The 13452-nt window shown below is 46.5% G+C and carries 14 protein-coding genes; 2 read left to right on the forward strand and 12 right to left on the reverse strand.

What is annotated here, in order from left to right; translation table 11 throughout:
* Window positions 1-60: 60 nt before the first annotated feature.
* The 6 genes from V7126_RS12805 to V7126_RS12830 all read right to left on the reverse strand — a co-directional run bounded on the left by V7126_RS12805 (window position 61) and on the right by V7126_RS12830 (window position 7409).
* Window positions 61-1251 carry an ABC transporter permease gene (locus V7126_RS12805; RefSeq protein ID WP_175076978.1) on the reverse strand — a complete coding sequence of 397 codons (1191 nt, stop codon included), beginning with the start codon at window positions 1249-1251 and terminating at the stop codon, window positions 61-63.
* A complete protein-coding gene (locus tag V7126_RS12810; RefSeq protein ID WP_046132251.1) occupies window positions 1248-1937 on the reverse strand; it encodes an ABC transporter ATP-binding protein in 690 nt (229 codons plus the stop codon). The genes V7126_RS12805 and V7126_RS12810 overlap by 4 nt, the downstream gene beginning before the upstream one ends.
* Entirely contained in the window at window positions 1937-3052 is a 1116-nt protein-coding gene (locus V7126_RS12815; protein WP_175076977.1) for an efflux RND transporter periplasmic adaptor subunit, read from the reverse strand. The genes V7126_RS12810 and V7126_RS12815 overlap by 1 nt, the downstream gene beginning before the upstream one ends.
* Window positions 3053-3055: 3 nt before the next feature.
* Entirely contained in the window at window positions 3056-3736 is a 681-nt protein-coding gene (locus V7126_RS12820) for a Yip1 family protein (RefSeq protein WP_046132253.1), read from the reverse strand.
* A gap of 85 nt (window positions 3737-3821) precedes the next feature.
* A complete protein-coding gene (locus tag V7126_RS12825) occupies window positions 3822-5639 on the reverse strand; it encodes an ABC transporter ATP-binding protein (RefSeq protein WP_335497631.1) in 1818 nt (605 codons plus the stop codon).
* Window positions 5640-5651: 12 nt separating this feature from the next.
* Entirely contained in the window at window positions 5652-7409 is a 1758-nt protein-coding gene (locus tag V7126_RS12830) for an ABC transporter ATP-binding protein (protein WP_046132255.1), read from the reverse strand.
* 263 nt (window positions 7410-7672) lie between these two features.
* On the opposite strand from V7126_RS12830, the gene V7126_RS12835 reads away from it, so the two are divergent.
* Window positions 7673-8053, forward strand: a complete 381-nt coding sequence (locus V7126_RS12835; protein WP_046132256.1) for a Rok-like winged helix domain-containing protein — start codon at window positions 7673-7675, stop codon at window positions 8051-8053.
* A gap of 32 nt (window positions 8054-8085) precedes the next feature.
* On the opposite strand, the gene moaD is transcribed toward V7126_RS12835, so the two are convergent.
* From moaD to V7126_RS12865, 6 genes are all read right to left on the reverse strand, one after another.
* Window positions 8086-8319, reverse strand: coding sequence for a molybdopterin converting factor subunit 1 (moaD, locus tag V7126_RS12840; RefSeq protein ID WP_046132257.1), 234 nt, complete (start codon window positions 8317-8319; stop codon window positions 8086-8088).
* Complete coding sequence (locus V7126_RS12845; protein WP_175076976.1) at window positions 8312-8809, reverse strand: molybdenum cofactor biosynthesis protein MoaE; 498 nt, start codon at window positions 8807-8809, stop codon at window positions 8312-8314. The genes moaD and V7126_RS12845 overlap by 8 nt, the downstream gene beginning before the upstream one ends.
* Window positions 8788-9324 (reverse strand): molybdopterin-guanine dinucleotide biosynthesis protein B, encoded by a 537-nt coding sequence (gene mobB, locus V7126_RS12850; RefSeq protein WP_175076975.1) that lies wholly within the window; start codon window positions 9322-9324, stop codon window positions 8788-8790. Before mobB ends, V7126_RS12845 begins: the two co-directional genes overlap by 22 nt.
* Window positions 9291-10583, reverse strand: a complete 1293-nt coding sequence (locus V7126_RS12855) for a molybdopterin molybdotransferase MoeA (RefSeq protein WP_335497632.1) — start codon at window positions 10581-10583, stop codon at window positions 9291-9293. The genes mobB and V7126_RS12855 overlap by 34 nt, the downstream gene beginning before the upstream one ends.
* An 18-nt stretch (window positions 10584-10601) precedes the next feature.
* On the reverse strand, window positions 10602-11615 hold the full coding sequence (locus tag V7126_RS12860; RefSeq protein WP_046132261.1) for a MoeB/ThiF family adenylyltransferase: 1014 nt from the start codon (window positions 11613-11615) through the stop codon (window positions 10602-10604).
* Between the two features lie 118 nt (window positions 11616-11733).
* Entirely contained in the window at window positions 11734-12321 is a 588-nt protein-coding gene (locus tag V7126_RS12865; protein WP_046132262.1) for a molybdenum cofactor guanylyltransferase, read from the reverse strand.
* 151 nt (window positions 12322-12472) lie between these two features.
* Here V7126_RS12865 and V7126_RS12870 point away from each other — a divergent pair, with 151 nt between their 5' ends.
* On the forward strand, window positions 12473-13432 hold the full coding sequence (locus V7126_RS12870) for a sporulation protein (RefSeq protein WP_335497633.1): 960 nt from the start codon (window positions 12473-12475) through the stop codon (window positions 13430-13432).
* The last annotated feature ends 20 nt before the right edge of the window (window positions 13433-13452 follow it).

The raw sequence follows: 13452 nt of genomic DNA on the forward strand, positions 1-13452 counted from the left end.
AGCTTAATTTTGTTTTAAATTCCAATAAAAAAAGACCGATCGTCAAACGGTCTCTTTTCATTATTCATAACGCAAAGCCTCGATCGGATCTAATCTGGCCGCTTTGTTTGCCGGAAGCATTCCAAAAACGACGCCGATTACCATACTGAATAAGACCCCGCTGAGAACAACCTGCCAAGAAACGAGGGACGGCCACCCTGCCAAAAGAGAAACCAGTGAAGCTCCTCCGTATCCGAGCCCGATTCCGATCAGCCCCCCAATCAGGGTCAAAACAACCGATTCAATCAAAAACTGGGTGAGGATTTGTCCTCGCGTTGCTCCAAGTGATTTTCTGATCCCGATTTCCCTAGTGCGTTCAGTTACGGATACAAGCATGATATTCATGACACCGATCCCTCCGACCAATAGAGAGATGCCGGCAATTGAACCAATGATCGTCGTCATAATCGTTGTGACTTGGCCGATGCCTTTTGCGATTTCTTCCATGTTCATGACTTGATAAGAATCTTCAGTTCCATGATGGTCATTCATCAGCTGCACGGCTTCTTCACCGACCGCCTTGATATCATCAGCTGACTGCACCTGAAGGGACACTTTGCTGTAGTCGCTCGTGCCAAATGATGTTTTCATCATCGTAAACGGCAAATACATTTCGCTCTGTTCAAACGAAAGCAGCCCGGTTTCTTTTTTCAGGATACCGATCACTTCAACGGGTTGTCCGTTTACCCATATGACCTGACCAAGCGGTGATTTTTTGTCAAACAGTTCCTCTGCCAATTTTTCAGAAATGATTCCCGCTCGTTTTCCTGATAGAAAATCATTTTCGGTAAACCCTCTGCCTTCTTTTATGTCCAATGAATTGACATCCATATACCCGCTGTTAATACCGATTATTGATGAATCGGTTTCCTCTTCGCGATAGCGGGCAGACATACTTTCTGTTTTTGAAGCGACAACCTGCTTAACTCCTTCAATTTCCTTTAAACTGTTAATATCGGCTTCTGTAAAGCTTGCTTGATAAGCGGCAGGATTGCTGGCAAGCTCTTCTTCGCTCGGTGAATAATATAATTCCACTGTATTGCCGGGACCGCTGATAGACTGTTTGAGCATCTGTTCCCCGCCTTGTCCGACGGCTACCACGACAATAACCGAACCGACGCCGATTATGATTCCGAGCATCGTTAAGATTGACCGCATTTTATGAGCCAACACAGAGCTTAGAGCCATCTGCACATTTTCCAAAAGGCTCATTCCCCCACTCTCCTTTGTCCTTCAGGAGAGACGATTTCGCCGTCGCGCACCAAAATCATACGGTTCGTATAATTTGCTATTTCCGGTTCGTGTGTAACCAATACGATCGTCGTACCTTCGGAATTTAATTCAGAAAATTGCTCCATAATCGAAATGCTCGTTTTCGTATCTAAGGCTCCGGTTGGTTCATCTGCCAAAACCAGCTTTGGTTCATTCACAATGGCGCGGGCAATTGCCACCCGCTGTTTTTGCCCACCCGATAGTTCATTCGGCATGTGAAGCATTCTGTCTTTTAGCCCAACCTTTTCTAAAGCCCTTTCGGCCCGTTCCTGCCTCTCTTTTTTGCCGATCCCTGCATAAATCATCGGTAGCTCTACATTCTTTTTAGCGTTAAGCCTTGGCAAAAGCTGAAACTGCTGAAACACAAAGCCGATCGATCGATTTCTGACCGCCGCCAGCTCCTTATCTTTATAAGAAGAAATATCTTCTCCGTCCAGCTTATACGTACCCGACGTTGGGCGATCAAGACAGCCAATGATGTTCATGAGCGTTGATTTTCCTGATCCGGACGGCCCCATGATCGAAAGATACTCTCCCTGTTCAATGGCGACATCAATGGAATGAAGGACATCAAATGTCTCTTTCCCGATATGATAACTTTTTGTCACATTGGAAAGCTGAATCATCAGACTCTCACATCCGTTCCGTCAGTCAAATCGTCTGAAGGATTTAAAATGACTTGATCATCCGGTGAAATGCCATCCTTTATTTCGATGAGGTTATCCACCGTTTCACCGATCTTTACGTCGACACGTGTTGCCTTGCCGTCTTTTACCGTATAGACATAGTACTGATCGTCTTCTTTTTTGACAGCTTTTGCAGGCAGCGTATTCGCTTTACGCTTATCTGTTTCAATATTCATGATCAATTTAAATCCGGGCTTTCCTTGAGGGAGCCGACCGGCGATTTTAACTTTGAGCGGATACTGTACGGCTTTCTCCGTTTCAGAAGCCCCCGCAGCCGCTGTTTCGTTTTGCCTTTCGGGCACAAGACCGACAGCTGCAACCCTTCCTCTCCATTCATGATCCTGAATGACGTCTGATGTCAACGCTACTTTCTGGCCTTTTTTCACCTTTAGCGTATCGTATTCAGACAATGCACCTTCAACGATGAGACGATCAGTATTGCCAATATGTATAACCGGCTCCTGAATCTTGGATTTTTTAGATGCCGCTTCCCTTTCGACGGAAATGACAGTTCCTTCAATTTCGCTGCGGACTTCAAGGTCACTCAATTGGCGCTCAAGTGATTTCTTCTCCAGATTATACTGCCGCAACTCGAGTTTCGCCGTTTTTTCTTCCATATCTAGCTCAGATCGCTGAGACTCAAATTGTTCGCCGGCCTCTTTTTCTTTTTTGTTTAATGCTTTTTTCTTTTCGTTGATTTGCTTGAGTTTGAGCTGACTAGATTCTATCGCCAATTCATTTTTTTCTTTTTCCAGCTTCAGCTGTTCATTCGTATAGGTTAAGAGGACCGTTCCTTTTTTGACCTTGTCCCCTTCTTTTACTTTTATCTGATCGAGATCTCCCTTATCCGCCTCATAAAAAACAGATTGTTCATTTTCAAACTTTAACTTACCGGGAACCATAACGGTTGCCGCTATCTCCTTTTCCTCCAGCTTACCGGTTTTGAATTCGGCACCGGCGCTGCCGCCGGTTTGAGCAGCTGACCGGTACAAATTAATTCCGATAAATAGAGCGACAATCACGACTATACCGCTTCCGATCAATATTTTCTTCATCTTCTATGCACCCGCCGACATTGCATCAAAAAATCCGGATGCGACTGAGAATAACAAAAGAATTCCAAACAAGACAGCTACGCTGATCCACGCTGATTTTTTGGAGATTCCCCCTACTTTTTCAAGGCCGACAGCCAGCAAAACATACCCCCAAAGCGAGAATACTTCAAAGAGATTTAAAATACTTGCAAGAGGCTGCTCAGCCGGAATGATGCTCGCAAGCGATGTTACATTGTACAGTGAAGTTGAGTCGGTAAAATATAAGAATAGTCCGTTGATCAGTAAGCCGATGCAGGAAATAAACATAATGAAAAGGTTCAAAGACAGCATGTTCCGGTAAGTTGTCGTACCGCCGGATATTTTGACGCAGAGCCAATAAATAAGCGGAGCAATAAAAACGGTTGCGATTTGTATAAATATTGTGCCGAATATGGCTCCGCCCACCGCAAGTGGTCTGACAATTTCAAGTTCCTCACCCGTTAATCCGGACTCTTTAAAAATCGCGTCATAATTAGTGCCCACAGCCGTATACACTGCACCAACTACGGTTAAAACGAGTACGAGAAGCAGCGGCCCCCATATTGCCGGTTTTGTTTTGATTCTTTCAAATTGTTCGCCGGGGCTCGTAAAAATTCCAAATATCGAGGGACTTTTAACCGGATTTTTTTCCAAATTCGCTTCCATTTCGCAATACCTCCAATAGTTTTTTCTGAATATGAGTACGAATCATCCAGCCAAAAGTTTCATTTTTTCCGTTAATACGAAACTGTCATACTTGCAGCAAATGATATTGTGCTTTGACAAGCTCGTAGTAAATTCCCTTTTTTTCCATCAATTCGGAATGGCTGCCTTCCTCCATTTTTTTGCCATGATCAAGCACGATGATTTTATCGGCGTCTCTTATCGTGGAAAGCCTATGGGCGATCATAACCGCCGTCCTCCCTTTTAGCAGGGTTTTCAACGCCGCCTGAATTTTCACTTCCGTCTCTGTATCAATGCTTGCCGTCGCCTCATCAAGAATGAGAATGCGCGGATCTGCCAAAAGCGCTCTCGCAAATGAAATTAACTGCCTTTCGCCCGCCGACAGCATATTGCCGCGTTCTTCCACCTCTGTGGCATACCCGTCCGGAAGCTCCGCAATGAACGCGTCGGCGCTGACGGCTTTTGCCGCTTTGATGACTTCTTCATCCGTTGCGTTTGGGCGGCCGAACCGGATATTTTCCATGATCGTTCCTGAGAAAATAAATGTATCCTGAAGAACGACGCTGATTTGCGAACGTAGATCAGACAGCGATATATCGGCTATCGGAATTCCGTCCACCTTCACCGTTCCCCCCGTGGCGTCGTAAAACCGGCTGATTAAGCTGGCGATCGTCGTCTTGCCTGAACCCGTGTGCCCGACAAGCGCCAGCGACGTTCCGGCCGGAATGTCGAATGATACGCTGTGAAGCGCTTTTCGTTTCCCGCCGTATGAAAATTCGACCCTTTCAAACGATATGGCGCCTTTTAATTCCTTGATTTGGGCCGCATCTTCCTTATCAGCTACAATCGGCTTTTCATCAAGAAACTCAAAAATCCGTTCGGATGAAGCCATCCCCATCAAAAGCTGGTTGTACACCTGCCCCAGCCTTGATATCGGCTCCCAGAACATTCCGAGGTAAAAGGCAAAAGACACAAAGACGCCGATCGTAATCGTTTCATTTATGATGAGACTTGAACCGTACCAAATTAAAATCGCCGTTCCGACCGCATTCGTCATTTCCACGAGCGGGCGGAATGTCGCATTTTTTTTCGTCGCTTCCCGCCAGGACTCAAGGTTTTCGCCGTTTACGCCGTCAAAATACATCATGTTTTCTTTTTCTTGTGTAAAAGCCTGTGTAACACGGATTCCTTGGATGCTTTCATTTAAATGGGAGTTCAGCTTTGATTGCTTTAGGCGGACTTTTTGCCATGAACGCCTGATTTTTCTGCGCAGATTAGTAGAGATAAAAAACATGACCGGCAGCGTAATCATGATTGCAATCGTCAGCTCGGGACTGAGCGAAAACAAAATGACGATAATGCCAAGAAGAAGCAAGATATCCATCAGCAAATTGATGACCCCGCTCGTAAACAGCTCCTGAAGGGAATTGATATCATTCATGATCCGGACCAGAATGGAGCCTGCCGAACGTTCATCGAAAAAGCGGTGTGAAAGGCGCTGAACATGTGTAAACAAATGCTGCCTGAGATCGTAAATGACATGCTGCCCGAGCATGTTCATCCAGCGGATTCTCAGGACGTTCGCTCCGTAGTTGATCAAGTACATCAGGCTGATGACGCATATTAAGATCAATAAGAGGTTCATGTCCTTGCCTGTGATCGCTTTGTCAAGCGCATAGACGCCGATCAAGCTCGGCACCGTCAGCCTGACAGCGGCAGCGATCATCACCGTCAGAAAAGACAAGGGAAGCAGGTTATTGCGGTATGGCGCTAAGTATTTGAGCAAACGCCACATTTGCGACCAGTTAAAAGGCTTTTCAATGATCTGATCTGAGGAATAATAAAACCGGTTCAAAAGCGTTTGTTTTTTCGCATGATTTTCCAAGGGCAAAACCTCCTATCGCGCAACATGCGGTTCATTCAGAATATTTTGGTCTTTATACTGCAAATCGAAAATCCGTTTGTACAAACCGTTTTTTCTTAATAGTTCTTCATGCGTTCCCCTTTCTTTGACAACGCCTTTATCAAGGACGAGTATTTCATCAGCATGCTTCAAGGATGAAATCCGATGGGCGATAATAAACGTCGTCCGGTCGCGCATTACATCCCGGAGCGCAAGCTGAATCCGGTGCTCCGTCTCCATATCGACGGCGCTTGTCGAGTCATCAAGAATCAGAATGCTCGGATCGAGACAGATCGCTCTCGCTATCGCAATCCGCTGTTTCTGCCCTCCCGACAGCCCGAGCCCCCTTTCGCCAAGCATTGTGTCATACCGATCCGGAAGCTCCATGATAAAATCATGGGCCTGGGCCCTTTTCGCGCTTTCGATGATGTCATCCATCGATGCATCCGGTCTGCCGTAAGAAATGTTCGCCCGTATGGTCGACGAAAATAAAAACGATTCCTGGGGCACAATCCCGATGTTGGAGCGGAGCATCTTTAATGAGTAATGGGAAAGGGGTTTTCCGTCGATTGTGACCGTTCCCGATGTCGGCTCGTAAAAACGGCTTAAGAGCTGTACGATGCTGCTCTTACCCGAGCCGGTACCCCCGATTAATCCAATCGTCGTTCCGCGCGGAGCCTGAAAAGACACCTCGTGCAAAGCGTCGGCGTTTCCTTCCGAATATTGGAGGGTCACGCCGCTGAACACGACATCACCATTCAGCCGGCCGGTTTCCTTCGGGTGAGCGCGGTCGGTTATATCCTCATCGGCGTCAAGAATCTCTAACAAACGCTCTCCCGATGCTTTCGCCTGTGAAAACAAGTTGATCACATAGCCGAGGTTCATAATCGGCCACATCATGTAATTGACAAGGCTGAAAAAAGCGACGAGCTCCCCCGGCTGCAGGCTGTTTTGAATGACAAGCCAGCCGCCGAATGAGAGAAGCGCTACGAGACAAATATTTCCGATAAACTCCATCAAAGGGAAGAATTTCGACATGATCAATGAAGCATTCAAGCTTTTGGTTCGAAAGTGTTCATTCGAATCGGTGAATTTGTGAATCTCAAAATCTTCTTTTGATAATGATTTGACGGTATTCATGCCGCTGATATTTTCCTGAACTTTCGTATTTAATCTGGCAAAGGATTTTCTGATATTTCGAAATGCGGGGTGTACTTTTTTGTCGAACCGATAGACTGCTGCTCCCAAAAACGGCAAAGAGGCGATGGTGACAAGCGAAAGCGGGACAGAATAGGAAAACATGACGGATAAGCTGAGCGTCACGAGCAGCACAAATCTGACGGCTTCTGAAAAACCGAACGATAAAAAGAATCTGATACCTTCGACATCTGCTGTGAGACGGGACATCAAATCACCCGTTTTTGCGCTGTCATAATACGAAAACGGCAGCCTCTGAAGCTTTGCATACAGCTCTTTTCGCAAACGGTATACTGATTGAATGCCGAACATATCTCCGAGATATTGGTGAAAAAACGTCGCAACGCCCTTTACCGCCATCACGACAATAAAGCCAAGGCTGATCCAAATCACTAAGCCATAGCGGCCGCCCAGGATCACTTCATCAATCGTCATCTGAAGCATGATCGGATAGACGACGGTGATCGCCGTCAGCAAAAGCATCGAAAACAGCGACCATACAAACAATTTTTTATAAGGCCAATAAAAGGCTTTTAGTTTTTTTAGCGACTCCATTCGCATCAGCTCCTTTCCAATTCATGTAAACAGGAACACATCATCTAATATATCGGTTTCCGAAATGAATTTCCACCGATTTTATAAAATTCAGACTAATTATGTAAACATTTTACCCCTTATGCTGGAAATCCCCTCAGTATCTAAAAATATATTTTTCCAAGTTTTTATAAAATGAGAAAGGAAATTTTTTGATGAATAGAGGAAAATGATGTAAAATAGTAGAAAATATTATCGAATAATAAATGACGGAGTTGATTGCAATGTCGAAACGAGAGGCTTTAAAAAATCGGCTTCTCCTCTTAGGTGAATTGGAACAAAAAATCTGGAAAGACTTCAGAAAAGAACGAGAAGGAATCTATGCAAGGCTCGGTGAGCTTGACAGGGAAATCCATCGACATAGACGTTCCAATAAAGAGTATTATGCAGCACATTGCGTGGAAATTATTAAGCAGCAGAAAGGAAAAATCGTGACGACAAAAGAGCTTAAAATGAAGCTGAAAGAACGGACCAATTTTAACGTTCACCGCATTAGTGAGCTTTATGAGCTGATTCAAAAATTAGAACCGAACATTTCGAAAGAACGGCGCGGCTGTTTTCTTTACCTTGGGAATTCGTCCGATAAAAACGGCAACCGGTTATAGCTTATGCATAACCGGTTGCCGCGCCAGTTTCTTCACCCGCCGCTTACCGGCGGAATAAAAGCGACTGTGTCACCTGACATTACGTCGCTCTCTCCCCTCTTGTACTCTTCATTGACGGCGATCATCGCCCGTTCGATTCCCTGAAGCTGGTATGTTTCTTTTAAATATGCCTTGATGCGGTCTGTTGTCGTTTTCTCTTCATCCATCATGATGCTCTGCGTCCCGGCTTGTTCCGCAAGGCCGGCAAACAGGAGAATTTTAATCATGTTTTAACACCTCTTTCTTTGCCGAAGCCGCCGCTTCGATGTCTGGTTTGCCATCCGGATAAGCTGTCGTTTCAAGCTGATCGCCGATCCAGGATTCCCCGTTTTCCCAATGCTCTTTTTTCCAAATCGGAACGATCTGCTTGATCCGTTCAATCGCATATTCGTTTGCTTCATATGCCGCTTTACGGTGAGGAGAAGAGACGGCGATGACGACCGCGGCTTCGGATATGTCCAGCCTGCCGATCCTGTGGGTAATCGCCGCAGTCGCTCCCGGCCATTTTTCGCTGATTTCTTCCCCTATTTGAGAAAGCATTTTAACCGCCATCGGGACGTATGCTTCATATTCAAGATAAAGTGTTTTTTTTCCATTTGTCCATTCCCTCACAGTGCCGATAAACGTCGTAATCGCACCCGCTTCCCTTTTTTCGACTTTTTTTACGACATCTTCGATCACGATCGGCTTTGCTGTTATGATAAATCGTTCAGACAAACGCCTTCCTCCTTTAAATGGTGTAATATGAATGATATGGCAGCCGGGTCTTCGATATGGAAGGATTGTACGTCCGGCCTTGGTGCAGGCGGTTCGCCGCGCTGATAAATAACAGCGCGGACCCCTTCCAATTGTTCGATCAATTGATGGTCCCCTTCATGTCTGGCCATCACGATCTTTGGATAAGGCGCTCCTTTAAAACCTTCGATTAAGAGGCAGTCAATTGACAGCAGACGGTAGACGGAAATCAGCTTGTCAAGCGTCCAGCTTCCGCGTGCTGTCAGCTGAAAAACACCTGCCCCTTCAACTCCGGAAACCGCTGCTCCCGAACGCAAATAACGGTCGCTGTCCTTTCCTTCCGAAAAGGAGTCGGGCTCTCCCCCATGTCCGTGATGCTTCAGGCATGCGGCCTTTACGCCGAGCCGCTCCAGCCTTTCCGTGAGCCGTTCGATAATGGTCGTCTTGCCGCTGTTTTGGTAGCCTACGATCTGGAGGATTGGAACATTTCCGGCCACAGCTGCTCACTTCCGTTCTCATCCCGATATAAAAGAACATGTACACGCCTTCCGGCTTCATAGCCCCTCGTACCTCCCGGCAGGACGACGAGGGCATTTGCATCCGCCAGCGAGGTGACCGCACTCGATTTATCCAAGCCGACAGGCTCTGCCTGGAGCATTCCGTCTTTGACCGAAACAAAAGAACGCACAAAGCGGGTAAACGGATTCGGCTTCGGAAAATCCCTGGTTAAAACGGCTTCAGCGCATAAGGCATACGGCTTTTGATCGAGAAGCCAGGTTCTGACGGAAGGCTTTACAAACAGTTCAAATCCGACAAAGCAAGCAGACGGATTTCCTGAAAGCCCGAATAACAGCTTTCCGTCCAAATGAGCAACAGTCGTCACGCTTCCCGGACGCATCGCGATTTTATTAAATAACACTTCTGCGCCGAGCTTCTCATAAATGGCTGGCAAAAAGTCAAAATCCCCGACGGAAACTCCTCCGGTTGTAATGAGAAAGTCAACTTTTTCAAGCGCTTTTTTTACGGCGTCAAAGCTCTCCTCGAAGTCATCCGAAATTTTCCCTAAATATAGGGGAATGCCTCCCGCTTCTTTGACTTGTGCCATTACCATGCTTGCATTGCTGTTGCGGATTTTCCCGGGAACGAGGGGATCGCTGACATTCAGCAGCTCTGTCCCGGTGGCGATGACACCGATGACCGGCTTTTTCACGACCGGTACCAATGCATAGCCGAAAGTCGCAAGCAGAGCGATCACTCCGGATGTTATTCTCGTTCCTTTCACTAAGAGGACCGAGCCTTTTTCAGCGTCTTCACCTTTTTTTGAAATATTGTCTCCAGGCTGAAAAGATCGCTTCAGCTCCATATACTGTTTTTCGCCCTCGCTGCAGGTTTTCGCAAGCTCCAGCATGACTACCGCATCAGCGCCTTCAGGTATTTGTGCTCCTGTCATGATCCTGACCGCTTGAAAGGGCCCGAGTGTTTTTTCGGAAACAGCACCCGCACCGATGTGATCAATGACTTCGAATCGCACCGGTTGTTCCCGGGAGGCGCCGGCCGTATCGGACGCCCTGACTGCGAAGCCGTCATATGGTGAACGGTCAAATGCCGGTACATCGTGATCAGCCGTTACATCCTCCGCCAAATATCTGTTCAGACTTTCTTCAAGATGAACCCATTCTATTTCTCCGTGTTTATGGTGCTGCGACACGAGCGCTGTGGCTTCATAAACTGGAATGGGCGTTCTTTTTTCGATCATTCAAAAAACCTCCTGTTGTTACATTCCGATCAGTCTGGCTAATACTGAATTGGCTTCCTTGATATCGTTCGTTCCGTGAACAAGCGCCCTCCCGTCATTAAAAATGACGATTCTGAACGCTTCATATGCGACATGAAGCAGATACTCATTTATGTCAACTTTCCCGATTGCGGCGAGCTTTTCGGCGAGCTCCTCTTTCGGGAGGCGTTTTAGCGCTTCGCTGCGGATCTGGACCGTTTCCCTTCCGCACAGCACGTCCGCTTTCTTTAGGCTTCTATCCGAAAGGTGGGGATAAACCGGCGCATGACCGCATGACGGGCATTCGCCATTCCTGCTGATCCGCATCTCAAAATGGGTGTTCATCCATAAATCAAAGGTCACAAAAGCGGTTTGAAGCGCTTCTTCCCTACCGGTCAAGACCTTTAATATTTCAGCCTGCTGATAAGCCGAGACCATTTGTACGGCAGGCGAAATGATTCCCGATGTATCGCATGTAGCCCCGCCGACCGGAATTTCTTCAAACAGACAGGCGAGACAGGGCGTACGCCCGGGAACGATTGTCATGTACATCCCCTGGCTGCTGACGCAAGCGCCGTATACCCAGGGAGTGCCCGTCTGTTGTGCGAGGTCATTGATGATCATGCGCGTCTCAAAATTGTCCGTCGCATCAATGACGGCATCTGCCTCTTCAATGAGAGGCTTCAGCGTTTCGGCGTTGCCTTCTGCAACATATGTATGCAAGTTGACATCTCGATTTATTTGCGCCAGGCGGTTTTTGGCAGCGATCGCCTTCGGCAAGCGGTTTTCCGCGTCTTTTTCCGTATAGAGCTGCTGCCTTTGCAGATTGCTCCATTCCACGTAATCGCGGTCAATGATGGACAAATCACCGACGCCTGCGCGCACCAGCCCTTCTGCGGCAGACGTGCCGAGCGCTCCGGCGCCGACTATCAAAACATGACTTTTATTGATTCTGTCCTGCCCTGCCTGTCCGATGTTTTGATATCTGATTTGTCTTGAATACCGTTCATCCATCAGGGGAATCTCCTTTGCTGTCTTTTTTAGTATCATATCACTTTTCCGCTGTAAAAATCTCTTTCTATTTTACCGTTTGACCGCCCGGTGGCTTCTTGAAAGCTTTGATAAAAGCGGTTCATTCAAAGCGAAACGCTTCTATTCTTTCTAAATCTGACTTTTTATTGACATTTGTAAATTCGTCTTCCTTTGCCCCGATTTCGCCTGCTTCAACGTACTCTACACAAATCTGCGAGAGGAAATCGCTGATTTTCAGCTGATCGCGACAAAGCTGTTCATAGATAGTTTGTTTGACTCTTTTATGATAGACTGCTGCAAGCGGCTGCGCTCTTCCTCCGGCGACAGGCACAACCGCATCTCTTCCTGTAGCGATCAGCTGCTTCAAAGCGGCTACAGTCTCTTTCCGGATAAGTGGCGTGTCACAGGCTAAAACGGTATAAATATCCCCTTCTTCATACGCCATGGCCGTATATATACCGGCCAAAGGCCCTTTCCCTTTGAACGGCTCGGCATCTTCAAGAACCGCCGTTTCTCCGCGGGCTTTAAAACGCTCGGTAAGCTCCGGACGGCTCAATATGAGCGCTTCCCCCCCGAGAGCTTGTTTGCACCACTGATAGAGGGGTTTGTTCTTCCATAAGGCAAATGCTTTCGGTTCCCCAAAACGGCTCGATAATCCTCCTGCCAATATGACATGAACGGGCTTCATCGCTTCCCTCCTTCGTTCAGATAGACGTTTCAGTGAAAATCATAGCAAAACATACGAAAAAGGAACAAGTCTGTAAAAGACATTTTCGAAAGCATGAGCCGTTCAAATTTTGCATATTGTAGTTGTAACTTCTTTAGGAGGCTGGGTCACCATGAAAAAACCATCAGGTTCGCTGCCTTTCTTCCATGATCTGTCACAGGAAAATCTTTTTTTAAAGGCGGAGGTCACCAGATGCCATCAGCTGATTCATGAGCTTGAAGCGAGCTATTTTCATCAAAAGAACCGAAAGCTTAATAAAGAAAACAACGCGATGAAACAGGAGATTGAGCAGCTGACACTGGAATTACAGCGGGTTTTGGCAAACAAGCAGGACGGAGCGGATGAAGAGCTGAACAGCATCAAAAGCGGACTGCTCGAAAAAATCGTGACGCTGCAGGCGCTTCTTCAAAATGAAACATTGAAGAGAAAGCAGGAAATAGAAGAAAAGCACCGCCTTCATTTAATAAATGTCAAAGCCGCGGAAGAAAACAAAAGTCTCTATCGGCAATTCAAAGCCGAAAAGCATCATGCAGAAACAGAAAAAAAGATGAGGCTTCAAAAGGAAGAAGAACTCGGAAAACTGGCGAAGGAAAATGCCCTCCTGAAAGACGATCTTCAAGCCAAAAGTTTTCAGCTCAAGCAAATCGAAGCTGACGTAAGTGTATTAAAAGAGCGGATGATCGATATGGAAAATCGGATTGCAGAAGCGGAAAAAACGAAGGAAACGCTGTTTTACGAAACGATCGTTTCTTACAAAAGGCAGCTTGATGAAAGCGACAAGTGGATTGCTTCTCATTTTGCCGATATTGACGCATATCATCGTCAGACGAAGAAGGAAGCACAGCAGGACAGCGCATTGTTTGAGCGTTCAGAACAGGTTGAAGCGGTTCTTCAATCCGTGACAGAACAAGTCGATGTTCTGCAAAAGCAGCTGAGCGCCATTCAGAAAAACGACGGCATCATGGAACATAAAATTGAAGAATGGAAAAAACAGTATAAAGAAGAGACCCCTTCTCAAAAGTGGGTCTATAAAATAAAACGTAAGGATAAAGAAACAAAACCTTTAAACTGAACAAAACTTTAAGGGGATAA

This window comes from Bacillus sp. JJ675, from assembly GCF_036963165.1.
In the GTDB taxonomy this organism is placed as follows: Bacteria; Bacillota; Bacilli; order Bacillales; family Bacillaceae; genus Bacillus; species Bacillus glycinifermentans.